Consider the following 14,051-nt stretch of genomic DNA (forward strand, 5'->3'; position numbering starts at 1 on the left):
CCCCTCAACTGCGAAGAGCCCGATTCACCTCGTTGATGAGATCGAGGCTGATCACGCTTGCGGGTAGACCCTCCGCTAAGCGGGCCGCCAGGGTGCTCTTGCCGGAGAAGGAGAGTCCGCACATCAGCGTCAGAGTCATTTCTGCAACCTACCGCTGACTCAGCCTTCCGTCGCCTTGAATAGGGCAGCCATTGACGGCCACGAGCAGGCCAACGACCGCGCCCCATTCCCTCAGGCCAACAGGGACATGGACTCCAGCGCCCGGTGACGAAACAGCGCGTTAGGCCGATCGAGGCTCGAGCCGGTATCGGTGCCAACAGCATCGATCACCTGGGTGAGTGAACCGAACGAGATCCCATCGACCGCCTGAACCGCCGGCGGAATGGTCGAGAGCTGCGTCGGTATGACGTAGCCGTGGACGTCGGCGCCTCGGCCGTATCGCGCGCGGAGGGCCTGCACTTCGTCGCGGACGACGTTGCGATGCACCTGGCCGTCGCTGATCACTTCGGACCCGGAGATCTCCAGGCCTTCGGCGCCGAGTGGCGGGATCGCGATCAGGTGCATGGACCGGCCGACGACAACGGCGACCTGCGACCGCACCATGGATACGCCGCCCTTCGGCGTTACGCGATCGGGCAGCAGGATGACGCGCACCCCGTCACGGTGACCGAATGCACCGGTCAGGGCGCCGAGCAGTCGCTCGACGTCAGCGTTCCGCGGACCAAGCGAAGTGGCGCCGACCTGGGTGATGAACGAGGAGTCGATGATGCTCTCGTCCCGGGAGCCGCGGGCCAGCACGACGCCGAACGACGCATAGGTCGTCAGCGAAGTCGCGACGAGGCACAGGGCGCTGCCGAGCATGGGGAGGGGAGTGCCGGCGTCGAGGTAGATGAACACGGCACCTGCTGCTGCGACGAGTAGAGCCGCGAAGATTCCCCACCGGTGGAGCGGGCTTCGCGTGATTACGAGCAGCGACCAGAGCAGATGCGCACCCGCGCCGCACAGGAGCGCCACCAATGTCGAGACCAGCCCGATGCGAGCCAGTGGCAAACCGAGAGTCATCGCGGCAGCCGTACCGGCCAGGGTCCAGGCCAGGAAGGCGATCACGAGCAAGATCCTGCGTCCATGCCAGCGGGGCGGCGATTTCTTGCCCGGTCGAGCTGCAGCCTCCTCGGCGGGGATGTGCCAGTCCCACTGGGAGGGATCGACATCCAGCATCGACGCGGCCGCGGTCCCTGCGTCGGAGTGGAACACGCGCCGCCGCGCGGTCGTCGAGGCTGGCGCAGGCTCGGGTGCGGAAGCAGGGGCATCGGGTGCGAGCGTGCGGTCGTAGGTGGCCCGCCGGGACGCATTGGACAGGACGTTGTATGCGGAGCTGACGTGCTTGGCGAGCTCGTCGTCCCCGCCGGCATCACCATGTAAGGCCCGCATCTGTGACCGGAACGCAGCAGTGATGTCGGCTCTTGAAGCGTCCCTGGGTACGCCGAGGGTCTCGTAGTGCGTCAGCGCCACGTCGCCACCTCCGTCCGTCCACCCCTGTGCTTCGCGCCAGTGGGCGAAGTCGTGCTCTGGCGGGACGATCACGCTATCGCGGACAGTCGCCGCACCCTTGCTTCACTGTGGCGATGGTGTGCGAGCCGAACGGGGCGCCGTTGTGTTTATGGTGTTTAGCGGTAGAATGGCGACATGACCACCAATGACTGGCTGACCACCGGCGAGACGGCGACCATGCTCGGCGTCTCGCGTCAGCATGTTGTCGACCTGTGCGATCGCGGGGAGCTGCCCTGCACCCGCGCCGGTACCCACCGACGGATCCGACGTTCCGACGTCGAGCGCATGATCACGCCTTTGCTCACGCGCGAGCAGGAAAAGAGCCTGTGGCTGCACCGCGCGCTGCTCGGCCACCTCATGATCGAGCCCGCGTCCGTGCTCGACACGGCGAGGTCGAACCTGAGCAGCTGGAAGTCCATCCACCGTGAGGACGGGATGGCGACTAGCTACCTCCAGCGGTGGGAGCAGGTCATCGAAGGCGGCGTGGACTCTGTCGTTCCGGTGCTCGTCGGCACCGATGAGGTCTCCAGCGAACTTCGTCAGAACAGTCCCTTTGCGGGAGTGCTCTCCGATATCGAACGTCGCCAGGTGCTGCGGTCCTTCCGTGAGCACTGGGATGGCGAGCACGCAGCCGCGTGAGACGCACCGATCTCGCCCACCTCCTGCGCGCCGCGTGCGACGTGGCTGGCGATCGCGACGTCCTAGTCATCGGCTCCCAGTCCATCCTGGGGACCTACGACGAGGACGAGCTTCCGGCCGCCGCCACCGCGTCCATCGAGGCCGACATCGGGTTCCTCGACGATCCTGACCGCGCCAAGGCAGATGACGTCGAAGCCGTGATCGGCGAGATGTCCCAGTTCCACCAGGCCAATGGCGTCTACGCGGAAGGCGTGCACGTCGACACTGCAACTTACCTGCCATCAGGCTGGCGCGACCGGCTGATCAGCTGGCCGCTGCGATCATCTGACCCAGCCGATCCTCACTTCTTGGAGCCGCACGATCTCACGATCGCCAAGCTCGGAGCGCACCGCCCGAAAGATCTGGCCTTCGTCGACGCACTCCTCCAAGCAGACATGCTGGAACTCCCAATACTCCAGGCGCGATGCGATTTGTTGCCCGATCAGCATGCGCTCGTGAAGAACCGGATTCGCGGCTTCTTGAGCAGCTACGAGACCTAAGACGAGTCAGCGGACGGTTCGAGCAGCCGAGCGCGATCTACCGTCTCTTCCCTGTTCCCCAGCCCTGCATGGTCACGAAACGGAAGTATCGCCCGCGCCGAGACGCTGAGTGACGGTCTCTGTGGTGGCCGGGGGAGCGGACGGGTGCTCCGCCAGGTAGTGCAGGGTCTCCGGGGCGGCGTTCGGAGCGCTGGAGGCGTGGAAGATCGCGTTGCGGTCGGTGAGCCGGCGGGCGATCCGGTCGATGAACGCGGGGGAGAGGTCGCAGCGGCGCGTGACGGGGAAGGTGAGCCACCGCTGGTCGAGGTCGATCAGATGCTCGAGCGTGGCCTCGGACGTCGCCGGGTTGTGCGCGATCTTCCGCAGCACCTCGCCGGGAACCTCGGAGCGGGCGAGCTGATCGAGGGCTTCCACGTCGTCGCTGAACTCGGCGGTGCGCAGGCGCGACTGCACGGTCCGCGGGTTCCCGAGACGCTGGGGCTCGGCGTGCTGGGCGATGGTGGTCATGGCGGCTCCTGCTCCTCGTGGCCCGGCTCGTCCGGATACTCGTGCAGTGGGCGCGAGGACGACCTGGCAGGGCAGGAGGCGTTAGGACTTCAGGGGCAGCACTGCGCCACCGGTGCCGACACGGGCGCGCCGGCCGAGCCACCGAGCATCCTCGACCGCCTTCGTAGGCCGAGAGGTGAGAATGCCCAGTCGGTGAGTGATGCGGACGGAGACTGTGCGTCCGGTGATGTCGCGACCTCGTCGATCGGTGACCAGCGGGATCGGATCTCCCAGTTCCTCGAGGGTCCCCGTGGCGATGACGAACGAGCGCACGCACAGCAGCACGTCGCGGCCGAGCGAGGACCCGGGGAGACGATGGGGTCCTTGGGCGCTCTGGGAGAGCTCGTCCTCGCTCATGTCCACGATCCGCTGCACGGCGGGGTTGACATCCAGGCGGATGACGAGAGGGCTCGGCGAGTCGGAGCTCTTCGCCATGACCTCGCCACTGGTGGCCAACGCTCGTACGGCGTCGACGTCGAGGCGGGGCACGAGCCCGTGATCAACCAGGTACGCCAGGGAGGAGCGATCGATGCCGACGATGCGCGCGGCGAGAGCGACCGGGATCTGCTCGTCGGGATTCGGCTTGGTGCTGCGGACTATGGGCATCAACAAAGCATTCCAAACCCGAATCGCCAATTCGAGCAGCAGACACTTTCTGCGTGATGGCCTCGAAGTGAGTGTGCCGCAGAATGTGACCGTCGCACCACGTAGGGTGGAGGTCAGAAAGTGTGGAATCCACGCCGGCAGACTCTTCAGGATCATTCAATGTCCGGTAACAGCCATTATCGGACATTGAGTTCACGTGTCATACGAAATTCATCAACAGAGGGCCGGGCACCTCTTCAGCGATCAGCTGGAGGAGCCTGACGCATAGAACTTGAGCACTCCACAGATGGTGCCCGCACGGCCAAATATGCGTTTCGGTGCAGCGGGATGGCTTCCCACCGCGACGTGGGTCCAGCTCGCCCTGACGGGTAGCCGCGGTGCAGGGGCACTTCGAGGTGTACGTGGGAGGTGACCCAGTGGATGACCCGTGAGGGCGCAGCGCTATCGATGCCCCGGCAGCCGAGAGTGGCCGCGCCGACACTGCCGCAGTTCTTCCCCACGTGCGAGCTCCGACGGGAAGGGCAGCCTTGCGACGGGCGAGACGGCCTGCCTGGTCTTGAGTCGCGGCGACGAGAGGACATGGGGGAGACTCTGGCCCTGGCCTCGAGCCGGCCCCGTTCTGTGCTCGCCCCGCGTGCCCCTGGTCCAGGTGCGGCACTCGAAGGTCGATCGCCGTCGTGATGGTGACCCCGAGGCTCGTGCGGTCTCCAGCCGGCGCGACTCTAGCGGTCACTCTAGCGGTCACATCGCCGCTAAGAAAGACAACGCCCTGGCGAGAAACTTGTTCTCACCAGGGCATTTGTCGGGCTGACAGGATTTGAACCTGCGACCCCCTGACCCCCAGTCAGGTGCGCTACCAAGCTGCGCCACAGCCCGTGGTCCTTCACGAGCGAAGGACCGTGCCCTCCGTGGCAGGAGGACCGTGGAACACAGTACCCCGCCCATGCCCCCGGGGGCGAATCGAGACGTGCGTGACCTGCGGCACTCTTCCCGAACGGATGCTCGCAGCGACCCTCCGGGAGGGCGGAGGACACCGTGCCCGGCGCTCCCCGCGGGCCTGCGCGCCCCGAGACCTCCGCGGCATTAGTCTGCGGACATGCGTGAACCCCGGCGCTCGACTCCTCACGGTGAGACCCCCTACTCGCCGTCGTCGCTGCTGCGCGCCCTCACGGCGAACCCCTACGACGTGGACGCTCTGAGACGGCACGAACCGACGCCCGCGGAGGACACGCCGCCCGACAACCGGATCACCCGGACCGTCACGGTGCTGCTCGCGCTGGTGCTCGGCTTCACGGTCGCCGTCGCGGTGACCGAGCTGCGGCGCGATGCCGCTGCGGAGGACAATCCGCGGGCACTGCTCGAGCAGGAGGTGCTCGACGCCCGCGCCGAGATCGAGGAGCTCGAGGCGCGCCAGGAGACCCTCGACGGGGAGATCGCCGATGCCCAGGCCGTCGTGCTGGACGGTGCGGACGCGAACGATGCCGAGCATCTGCAGGCCGAGGAGGGGCTCAGCGCCGCGTCATCCCTGGAGGGCACCGGGGTGGTGCTCTCGCTCCAGGACTCCGTGCCGCTGCCCGCGAGCCCTGGCGTCGCGGAGGGGACCGTCAACCGCGTCACCGATGGGGATCTGCAGATCACAGTGAACGCCCTATGGGCGGCCGGGGCCGAGGCGATCTCGATCAACGGGCAACGTCTCAGCGCCACCAGCGCCATCCGGACCGCCGGATCGGCGGTCCTCGTGGACTTCCGACCGCTCTCGCCGCCGTACGAGGTCACCGCCCTCGGGGACCCGCAGGCGCTGCGCGAGGGCGTCGACGCGGGGGAGGGCGGCGAATACCTCTCCGACCTCTCGAGCCGCTTCGGCATCCGCGCCTCCTGGACGACGGGGGAGGAGCTCACGGTGCCGGCCCGCGCGATCGGCAGCCTGCGCGAGGCCTCCGCTCCGTCGACAGAGGACACCAAGGACTCCGAGGATTCCGAGAACCCCGAGAACTCCGAGAACCCCGAGAACCCTGAGAGCTCCAAGAACTCCACCGAACCGACCGCCGGCACCGTCCCCGAGGACGAGGCCAGGAAGGACACCGAATGATCGCCATCATCGGCCTGATCCTGGGCGTCGTGCTGGGCGTCGTCGTCCAGCCCGACGTCCCCGTCGTGCTGCAGCCCTATCTCCCGATCGCCGTCGTCGCGGCGTTGGACACCCTCGCCGGCGGCCTGCGGGCCAGCCTCGACGGAGCGTTCGATGCCCACGTGTTCATCACGTCGTTCCTGTTCAACGTGCTGATCGCCGCGTTCCTGGTGTTCCTCGGCGACCAGCTGGGTGTCGGCGCGCAGCTCTCCACCGCGGTGATCGTGGTGCTGGGCATCCGCATCTTCTCCAACGCAGCGGCCATCCGCCGGCTGCTGTTCCGGTCATGAGCGACGGAACGCGCACCCCGGAGAGTCCCGAGCAGCAGAAAGTGGTGTGGACGCGGCTGCGGGAGACCCTGCGCCCCCAGGCGACCTGGACGCAGCTGATCGTGGGACTGCTGTGCGTCCTGCTCGGACTGGCCATCGCGGCGCAGCTGCGTCAGTCCGACGACTCGCTCGAGGGCGCTTCCCAGCAGGAGCTGGTGCGTCTGCTGGACGAATCCGGACGCCATGCCGCAGGGCTCGAGGTGGAGAACGCGGAGCTCGACCGCACGCTGGAGTCGCTCCGCTCGGGCGCCGGGGACGACGCCGCGGCCCGGACCGCCGCCGAGGAGCGCCTGGAGGACCTGGAGATCATCGCCGGCACGTCTCCCGCGCACGGCAGGGGGATCGTCGTATCGATCTCGGACCCGGACGAAGGGGTGCGGGCCTCGACGCTGCTCGGCGTCGTCCAGGAGCTGCGCAACGCCGGCGCCGAGGTGATCCAGATCGGTGATGTCCGCGTGGTGGCCTCCACCTCGATCACCACCGCGCCGTCCGGCCGTCTGCAGGTCGACGGGACCCCGGTCCCCGTCCCGTACACGCTCAGCGTCATCGGCGATCCGGAGGTGATGGAGCCGGCGCTGCGCATCCCCGGGGGAGCCGCGGACTCCGTCACGGCCGACGGCGGGACCCTTGCCGTGGCGTCCGAGACGGACGTGCAGATCGACGCGACGGTCGAACTCTCCGAGCCCGAGCACTCCCGAGTGGTCAAGTGATCGTCAAATCCTGCCCTGGGTGCTGTGGATGGACGCATCTGCGCTTCTCGGCGTGCGAAGATGGGTCAGTCGGATCCTGAGTGCACGAAGACCACAGGAACAGGGTCGACCGCTGGCCAGGAAGGGGTGCGGAGTGTCCGGGAACACCGAGTGGAACGATCAGAACCTCGATCACACGTCGAAGCTGAGTGCGATCTCGCCCAGCGACCCGGTGGAGGAGGACGCCGACTCCGGCCTCTCGTCCCAGGATCGTCGGGCGATCGAGAACCTGCCCCCGCGCAGCGCGCTGCTGATCGTGCGGAAGGGCCCCAACCTCGGAGCCCGCTTCCTGCTGGACTCCGAGACCACGATCGCCGGCCGCCACCCCAACAGCGAGATCTTCCTCGACGACGTGACGGTCTCTCGCAAGCACGCGGCGTTCGTGCGCGACGACGACGGCTTCCTCGTGCGTGACCTCGGGTCGCTCAACGGGACCTACGTGGGCAAGGATCGCGTGGACGAGGTCCGCCTCCAGTCCGGCCAGGACGTGCAGATCGGCAAGTACCGCCTCACGTACCACCCCTTCCACGGGGCGGTCTGATCCGATGCCCGCCTCCGCGGCGCACAGGTCGGCCTCGTCGGCAGCAGCACGGCTCAGCATCGGGCAGGTGCTCTCGGCACTGCGCGATGAGTTCCCCGACCTCGCCCACTCCAAGCTGCACTATCTCGAGTCCGAGGGTCTGATCTCCCCGGAGCGCACCGCTGCGGGATATCGCAAGTACACCCGTGAGGACGTCGAGCGCCTGCTGTTCGTGCTGCGCGCTCAGCGAGACCGGTTCTGGCCCCTCAAGGTGATCAAGGAGCACCTCCTCGAGCACGGCCTGGAGTCCGAGGTCACCTCGATCGCCTCCCGTCCGGGGCCGACCGCTGCCGTGCAGCCCGTACGTCTGGATCGAAGGGGGCTTGCCCGTCGGGCCGCTGTCGAGGAGGACTTCCTCGAGGAGCTCGAGCAGTACGGGATGCTCTCCGAAGGCTTGGAGAACTACGGGTCCGCCGAACTCGAGATCGTCACCTCCGCGCGGGAGCTGGCCGACGTGGGGCTCCACCCGCGCCATCTGGTGATGCTGCGTACCTCCGCCGAACGGGAGGCGCACATGATCCGCTCCGTCGCCAAGCCCCGGGACCGGCCCGGTGACTCCGCGGCCCGCGGCGAAGCCGAGGATTTCGCTCGTGACCTGGGGGAATCCATGATCTCGCTGCACGGCGCGGTGTTCCGCACGAAGCTCCGGGACAGCTGAGGCCGTTTCCCGGCGGCCACGCCGCTCCGGCGAGTTGCCGTCGACGGCGGGCGCGGACACGCTACTCTGGTCGCGTGCTCTCATCCTTCCCCCTGTGGAGAGCCGGAATACGGAGGTAGCTGTGAACGCCACGCGCGGAGAGGATCGCACCGAGCAGTCGACGGTGCCCGCCGAACCTGCACAAGGTGTCCTGTTCGACGACGTCGTCGACACCCCTGGCGAGCTCGGCTATCGCGGCCCCGCCGCCTGCAAGGCCGCCGGTATCACCTACCGTCAGCTGGACTACTGGGCTCGCACCGGCCTGGTGGAGCCCGGCGTGCGCGCGGCCTCCGGCTCCGGCAGTCAGCGCCTCTACGGCTTCCGCGACATCCTCGTGCTCAAGGTCGTCAAGCGACTTCTGGACACCGGCGTGTCCCTCCAGCAGATCCGCGTGGCCGTGAGCGCATTGCGCGAGCGCGGGATCGACGATCTCGCCGAGATCACCCTCATGAGCGACGGCGCCTCCGTCTACGAGTGCACCACCGCGCAGGACGTCTTCGACCTCGTCCAGGGCGGCCAGGGTGTCTTCGGCATCGCCGTGGGTCGGGTCTGGCGCGAGGTCGAGAACGACCTGTCGGTGCTGCCGGGCGTGAATCCGGCCGATGACGCGGCCCTTGCGCTGCAGGACGAGCTGGCCGCACGGCGCCGCTCGCGCCAGGCAGGCTGACACCACTCACTGCGTCACGGCAGACGACGACGGCGAGTCCCGGGAAGGGGCTCGCCGTCGTCTGTGTGTATGTGTGTGTCCGGCATGCACCGACCGTGCGGGACGATGACGCCGTGCGGCACCGCTCCCGCTCAGGAAGCGCTGGTGCTCAGGAGTGCTGGCGAGAATCCAGCACTGTCTTCAGCAGTGCGTCGAAGTCCTCCGTGAGGCGCTTGCCCGAGGCTCCCTCGTAGCGGTGCAGCGGCACGGCGCCGCCCTGCGCCTGCTGCAGCCCCACACGCTCCTCGATGACGGGGGAGAGCACGGAGTCGCCGAAGAGTTCACGGAGCTCGGCGAGCCGATACTGGTGCTCGACGGAGCGCGGCCGGTAGCGGTTGACCACGAGCCCGAGGGTCTGCAGGCGAGGGGCGATGCCGTCGTCGTGCATCTCGGAGGCGAGTTTGAGCGCGCGATCCGCGGCGGTCACCGCGAAGAACCCGGGCTCGGCGACCACGAGGGCACGGTCCGATGCGGCCAGCGCCATCTGCGTGAGACCGTTCAGCGAGGGCGGACAGTCGATGAGCACGAGGTCGTACTGGTGCGTGCGCTTGTCCAGCGCGTCGTGCAGCCGGCGCACGTCCTTGGCGCTCTGCGACGGGGCATCCATCACCGAGGAGCGGCTGGAGCCGGGGATCACGTCGAGATGGGACCCGGCATCGGCCGACCACGGCGCCGGAAGGATCGAGCGGTCGATCGTCTCGGTGCGCGGGGAGGACAGCACCTCGGCGATGTCGACGGTGCTCGCGGGCTCACCCAGCAGACCGAGCGTCGAATCACCCTGCGGGTCGAGATCGATCACGAGAGTGTTCACCTCCTGGTGGAGGGCAGCAGAAGCCAGGCCCAGGGTCACCGACGTCTTGCCGACGCCGCCCTTCAGGGAACACACACTCACGATGAACACATCAGGAAGTCTACCGACCCGAGGCTGATCATCGGGCACCGCCACGGGCGGTAACCTGCATGAATCGTGTTCAGATCCCGTGGAGAGAGGCCGACGATGTCGCAGATCACGCACGACCTGGTGCTGGAGGTGCTCGACGGCTGCGGGTCCAGCGCCCTCGCGGAGTCCCGGGAGCTGGGGTTCGTGCAACAGGTCACGCCGACGGAGCTGACCCTGCGCACCGACGACCTCGACGGGGTGCGAGGTCTGCGCCGCGTGGTCGCGGCCTCGAGCGGGCTGACCGTCACGGCCCGCCGGCCCCGCGAACTGCTGGAGACGTCCGTGCAGCAGCGCCTGAGTGAGCGGTACGAGGACATCGGGCGTCAGCGCCCGCGACAGCGCTTCCATGGACTGCGGCTGGAGGCGGCCGGCTCGGACACCCCGGACATGCGGCGTCTGGCGGAGGCCATCGCCGAGCTCGCGGGGCTCCCCGTGGCCGAGGACGGCGATCTCGTGGTGCGCGTTCGTCGGGGCGCCCCGCAGCACACCTGGCAGGTGCTGCTGCGCACCACGCCCCGTCCGCTCTCCGCCCGGTCGTGGCGCACCGTGAACTATCCGGGCGCCGTGAACGCGACCATCGCCGCGACCGTCATGGATCTGCTCGAGGTGGACGAGGACGACTCCCTGCTGGACATGACCTGCGGTTCGGGCACGTTCCTCGTCGAGCAGCTGCACGACGTGGTCCCGGCCCGCGCGATCGGGGTGGACCTGGATGCGGACGCGATCCACGCCGCCGAGCAGCACCAGCGGGCTGCTCGGCGGAAGGGCCGGATCGACTGGGTGGTCGGGGACGTGCTGACCACGGAGCTCGAGCCCGGGTTCACGCGCCTGGTGACGAATCCGCCCTGGGGCGAGCTGCATGGCGAGCACGAGACCAACGAGGAGCTGCTCGCCCGCCTGGTGGATCGTGCGGCAGAGCTCGCCGCACCGCAGGCCCGGCTCGGAGTGCTCACCCATGAGATCACGCGCATGCACCGCGTGCTCGAACGGCCAGAGAGCCCCTGGCGCCCGGTGGGCGAGCACCGCTTCTTCCAGAAGGGGCACCACCCGCGCCTGTTCGTGCTCGAGCGCGGATGATGCCCCGGAGACGGTGAGCATCGGGGCGAGACAGCCGCGACAGGCATGCCTCCTGGGCTCAGAGCCCTCAGAGCCCTCGTCGGCCGGTCCGGAGCGCCTGCAGTGCGTGCTCGTCGCCGTGGACCTGCACCCGTGCCACGTCATCGCGACCGCTGGCCCACAGCAGCAGCTCGAGCGCGTCGCCGTGCACCCGCAGCGAGCCGTCCGCACCGCGAGAGGTGCGTCGCAGGCCGCCGAGCGGCGAGACGAAGGTGATGTCGGTCGGCACCTTCAGACTGACCCGCGAGGTGAGGGCCAGCGCCCGCCAGGCCTGCGCATCCGTCGCGGGGGTCAGGCGGCGCGGTTCCCAGTCCTCCTGGGCCCGACGCAGGTCCTCGTGATGGATGAGCAGTTCGCCCTCGCCGATGAATCGGTCCAGGCGGCCGATGGGGGAGAGGCGGCCCGGCCCCTCCCGAAGTCGCTCGACGAGCTCCTCCCAGCCGGTGTCACGCAGCCTCTCCAGGGCGGACTCCGCCCGGGCACCGAGCGGCCCGGGGAGTCTCGAGCCCACCGTTAGATGCGGGGACCGCTCCCGGACCAGGAGGTGCTCGAGCAGGTCCGGGGCGTCCCAGCCCGGAAGGATCGTGGGCGCCTCGGGCCCGAGGGCGAGGAAGGAGTCGGCAAGGGCGAGGCGTTCCGGGCTGGGATCCATGGGGGACATGCTCTCAGCTCTGAGTGCTGAAGGCAGCGTCGAAGGACAGCTCGGATGCGGGATAGTCGAGGTCCCGCAGCACCTCGATCGCCTCGGCGGCGCCGTGCAGACGGTCCATGCCGGCGTCCTCCCACTCGATCGAGAGGGGGCCCTCGTAGCCGATCGAGCGCAGCGCCCGGAAGGCGGCGTCCCACGGCACGTCCCCGCGACCGAAGGAGACGAAGTCCCATCCGCGCCGGGGATCGCCCCAGGGCAGGTGCGAGCCCAGGCGGGTGTTGCGACCGGTGACCCGCACTCGGATGTCCTTGCAGTCCACGTGGTAGATGCGGTCCGCGAAGTCCGTGATGAAGGAGACCGGGTCGATCTCCTGCCACATGAAGTGGGAGGGGTCCCAGTTCAGACCGAAGGACTCACGGTGCCCGATCGCCTCGAGCGTGCGCTGCGTGGTCCAGTAGTCGTAGGCGATCTCGGAGGGATGGACCTCATGGGCGAAGCGCACGCCGCACTCCTCGAAGACGTCGAGGATGGGGTTCCAGCGGTCGGCGAAGTCCTGATATCCCTCGTCGATGACGTCCTGGGGGACCGGCGGGAACATCGCCACGTACTTCCAGATCTTCGACCCCGTGAAGCCGATGACGGTCTTCACACCGAGCTTCTGGGCGAGGCGGGCCGTGTTCTTCATGTCCTCGGCCGCCCGCTGCCTCACGCCTTCGGGGTCGCCGTCGCCCCAGACGTCCCGGCCCACGATCGCCTGATGGCGGAAGTCGATCGGATCGTCGCAGATCGCCTGGCCCTTGAGATGGTTGGAGATGGCCCAGCAGGACAGGCCGTGCTTCTCGAGGATCCCGATGCGGTCGGCGATGTACTCGTCGTCGTCCCAGCGGCTGGCATCGAGGTGCTCGCCGGAGACCGAGATCTCGAGGCCGTCGTAGCCCCAGCCGGCTGCGAGCTCGGCGACCTCGTCGAGCGTGAGGTCGGCCCACTGGCCGGTGAAGAGGGTATGCGGTTGCGCCATGATGGTGCTCCTTCTCTGCGGTGAGGGGGTGGAGATCAGAGGGTGATGGTCGCGCCGTCGGCGGCGTCGGAGGCGATGACGGCGTCCAGGACGCGCTGCAGCGCGAGGCCGTCGGCGAAGTCGGGGGAGAAGCCGGAGGCGTCGGGCCTCTCACGGTCGCGGATCGCGATCAGCAGATCGCGGACCTGGTGGGTGAAGGCGTTCTCCCAGCCCAGCACGTGGCCCTGCGGCCACCAGGCCTCCAGATAGGGATGCTCCGGCTCGGTGACGAGGACGCGCCGGAGGCCCTGCTCGGCGACCGGGAGGGTGGCGTCGTGGAACCAGAGCTCGTTGGGACTCTCGAGGTCGAAGCGCAGTGCGCCGGCGCTGCCGAACAGCTCCACGCTCAGACGGTTCTTGGCACCGGTGGCCATTCGCGAGACCTCCACCGAGGCGAGAGCGCCGCCGTCGAGCTCGAGCGACGCCCAGGCGGCGTCGTCGACGGTGACGTCCTCGAGGCCGTCCTCACCAGGACGCCGGGGGACGATGGTCGCGAGACGGCCCCGCACTGCGGTGACCTGCTGACCCGTCAGGTGCTGCACCTGGTCGACGGCATGCGATCCGATGTCCCCGAGGGCGCCGGAGCCCGCCGTCTCCCGGCGCAGCCGCCAGGACATCCCCGCGTCCTCGTCGACGAGCCAGTCCTGGAGATAGGCCGCTTTGACCTGGCGGATGGTGCCGAGCCGCCCGTCCTCGACGAAGCGCTTGGCCAGGGCGAGCGCAGGGACGCGACGGTAGGTGAAGCCGAGCGCGGCGATCTGCCCGCGGGCCTGCGCGGCCTCGGCGGCCGCCACCATCTGCTCCGCCTCGGCGGTGTCATTGGCCAGCGGCTTCTCGCACAGCACATGCTTGCCGGCTTCGAGCGCAGCGATCGCGATCTCGGCGTGCAGGAATCCGGGGGTGCAGATGTCGACGATGTCGATGTCATCACGGGCGATCACCTCGCGCCAGTCGGTCGCGTGCTCCTCCCAGTCCAGGCGCTGAGCGGCTGCGGCCACCGCGTCCTCATCACGGCCCACGATCACGCGGCGCGCGATCTCGGGCACGTCGAAGGCGGCGGCGACGGTGCGCCAGGCCTGGGAGTGGGCACGCCCCATGAAGGCGTAGCCGATCATCGCGACTCCGAGCGGTCGGTCGGAAACGGGGGAGGGCACGGTCAACGGGATCACCTTCGAGTCGAGACGGGTCGAGCGGAATCAGCGGGATGAACAGCGGACGC

17 protein-coding genes and 1 tRNA gene are annotated in these 14,051 nt (G+C 68.6%); 9 read left to right on the forward strand and 9 right to left on the reverse strand.

Annotated features, from left to right (window positions below; all coding sequences use genetic code 11):
- Nucleotides 1–4: 4 nt before the first annotated feature.
- Both CIK71_RS17585 and CIK71_RS16755 read right to left on the reverse strand, forming a co-directional pair.
- Nucleotides 5–139, reverse strand: a complete 135-nt coding sequence (locus tag CIK71_RS17585) for an AAA family ATPase (protein WP_141393747.1) — start codon at nucleotides 137–139, stop codon at nucleotides 5–7.
- Between the two features lie 92 nt (nucleotides 140–231).
- Nucleotides 232–1,512, reverse strand: coding sequence for a J domain-containing protein (locus CIK71_RS16755; RefSeq protein WP_176485689.1), 1,281 nt, complete (start codon nucleotides 1,510–1,512; stop codon nucleotides 232–234).
- A gap of 174 nt (nucleotides 1,513–1,686) precedes the next feature.
- On the opposite strand from CIK71_RS16755, the gene CIK71_RS16760 reads away from it, so the two are divergent.
- Together CIK71_RS16760 and CIK71_RS16765 are read left to right on the forward strand one after the other, a co-directional pair.
- On the forward strand, nucleotides 1,687–2,190 hold the full coding sequence (locus CIK71_RS16760; protein WP_096166822.1) for a helix-turn-helix domain-containing protein: 504 nt from the start codon (nucleotides 1,687–1,689) through the stop codon (nucleotides 2,188–2,190).
- On the forward strand, nucleotides 2,187–2,729 hold the full coding sequence (locus CIK71_RS16765) for a DUF6036 family nucleotidyltransferase (protein WP_096166823.1): 543 nt from the start codon (nucleotides 2,187–2,189) through the stop codon (nucleotides 2,727–2,729). The genes CIK71_RS16760 and CIK71_RS16765 overlap by 4 nt, the downstream gene beginning before the upstream one ends.
- Nucleotides 2,730–2,801: 72 nt before the next feature.
- Here the strand turns inward: CIK71_RS16765 and CIK71_RS16770 are convergent, their stop codons facing one another.
- The 3 genes from CIK71_RS16770 to CIK71_RS16780 form a co-directional block, all read right to left on the reverse strand.
- Nucleotides 2,802–3,236 carry a hypothetical protein gene (locus tag CIK71_RS16770; RefSeq protein WP_096166824.1) on the reverse strand — a complete coding sequence of 145 codons (435 nt, stop codon included), beginning with the start codon at nucleotides 3,234–3,236 and terminating at the stop codon, nucleotides 2,802–2,804.
- A gap of 81 nt (nucleotides 3,237–3,317) precedes the next feature.
- Nucleotides 3,318–3,881 carry a hypothetical protein gene (locus tag CIK71_RS16775; RefSeq protein WP_096166825.1) on the reverse strand — a complete coding sequence of 188 codons (564 nt, stop codon included), beginning with the start codon at nucleotides 3,879–3,881 and terminating at the stop codon, nucleotides 3,318–3,320.
- 802 nt (nucleotides 3,882–4,683) lie between these two features.
- Nucleotides 4,684–4,757: transfer RNA gene (locus CIK71_RS16780), tRNA-Pro, on the reverse strand.
- 220 nt (nucleotides 4,758–4,977) lie between these two features.
- On the opposite strand from CIK71_RS16780, the gene CIK71_RS16785 reads away from it, so the two are divergent.
- From CIK71_RS16785 to CIK71_RS16810, 6 genes are all read left to right on the forward strand, one after another.
- Nucleotides 4,978–5,970 (forward strand): DUF881 domain-containing protein, encoded by a 993-nt coding sequence (locus CIK71_RS16785; RefSeq protein ID WP_096166826.1) that lies wholly within the window; start codon nucleotides 4,978–4,980, stop codon nucleotides 5,968–5,970.
- A complete protein-coding gene (locus CIK71_RS16790) occupies nucleotides 5,967–6,299 on the forward strand; it encodes a small basic family protein (RefSeq protein WP_096166827.1) in 333 nt (110 codons plus the stop codon). The genes CIK71_RS16785 and CIK71_RS16790 overlap by 4 nt, the downstream gene beginning before the upstream one ends.
- Complete coding sequence (locus CIK71_RS16795) at nucleotides 6,296–7,048, forward strand: DUF881 domain-containing protein (RefSeq protein WP_096166828.1); 753 nt, start codon at nucleotides 6,296–6,298, stop codon at nucleotides 7,046–7,048. Before CIK71_RS16790 ends, CIK71_RS16795 begins: the two co-directional genes overlap by 4 nt.
- Before the next feature lie 133 nt (nucleotides 7,049–7,181).
- A complete protein-coding gene (locus CIK71_RS16800; protein WP_096166829.1) occupies nucleotides 7,182–7,628 on the forward strand; it encodes an FHA domain-containing protein in 447 nt (148 codons plus the stop codon).
- A 4-nt stretch (nucleotides 7,629–7,632) separates the two neighbouring features.
- Complete coding sequence (gene ftsR, locus CIK71_RS16805) at nucleotides 7,633–8,325, forward strand: transcriptional regulator FtsR (protein WP_096166830.1); 693 nt, start codon at nucleotides 7,633–7,635, stop codon at nucleotides 8,323–8,325.
- 121 nt (nucleotides 8,326–8,446) lie between these two features.
- Complete coding sequence (locus tag CIK71_RS16810) at nucleotides 8,447–9,031, forward strand: MerR family transcriptional regulator (RefSeq protein ID WP_096166831.1); 585 nt, start codon at nucleotides 8,447–8,449, stop codon at nucleotides 9,029–9,031.
- A 148-nt stretch (nucleotides 9,032–9,179) separates the two neighbouring features.
- On the opposite strand, the gene CIK71_RS16815 is transcribed toward CIK71_RS16810, so the two are convergent.
- Nucleotides 9,180–9,971, reverse strand: a complete 792-nt coding sequence (locus tag CIK71_RS16815; protein ID WP_096166832.1) for a ParA family protein — start codon at nucleotides 9,969–9,971, stop codon at nucleotides 9,180–9,182.
- 96 nt (nucleotides 9,972–10,067) lie between these two features.
- Here CIK71_RS16815 and CIK71_RS16820 point away from each other — a divergent pair, with 96 nt between their 5' ends.
- Nucleotides 10,068–11,087, forward strand: coding sequence for a methyltransferase (locus CIK71_RS16820; RefSeq protein WP_096166833.1), 1,020 nt, complete (start codon nucleotides 10,068–10,070; stop codon nucleotides 11,085–11,087).
- Between the two features lie 67 nt (nucleotides 11,088–11,154).
- On the opposite strand, the gene CIK71_RS16825 is transcribed toward CIK71_RS16820, so the two are convergent.
- Genes CIK71_RS16825 through CIK71_RS16835 form a run of 3 tightly spaced genes read right to left on the reverse strand, consistent with a single transcriptional unit; the run spans nucleotide 11,155 to nucleotide 13,947 of the window.
- Nucleotides 11,155–11,778, reverse strand: coding sequence for a TIGR03085 family metal-binding protein (locus tag CIK71_RS16825; protein ID WP_096166834.1), 624 nt, complete (start codon nucleotides 11,776–11,778; stop codon nucleotides 11,155–11,157).
- 13 nt (nucleotides 11,779–11,791) lie between these two features.
- The gene (locus CIK71_RS16830) at nucleotides 11,792–12,793 is read right to left on the reverse strand and encodes a sugar phosphate isomerase/epimerase family protein (protein WP_096166835.1); all 1,002 of its coding nucleotides are present in this window, start codon (nucleotides 12,791–12,793) and stop codon (nucleotides 11,792–11,794) included.
- Between the two features lie 35 nt (nucleotides 12,794–12,828).
- Entirely contained in the window at nucleotides 12,829–13,947 is a 1,119-nt protein-coding gene (locus CIK71_RS16835; RefSeq protein ID WP_096166836.1) for a Gfo/Idh/MocA family protein, read from the reverse strand.
- Nucleotides 13,948–14,051 lie beyond the last annotated feature (104 nt).

The sequence above is a fragment of the Brachybacterium alimentarium genome (genome assembly GCF_002332425.1).
Classification (GTDB): domain Bacteria; phylum Actinomycetota; class Actinomycetes; order Actinomycetales; family Dermabacteraceae; genus Brachybacterium; species Brachybacterium alimentarium.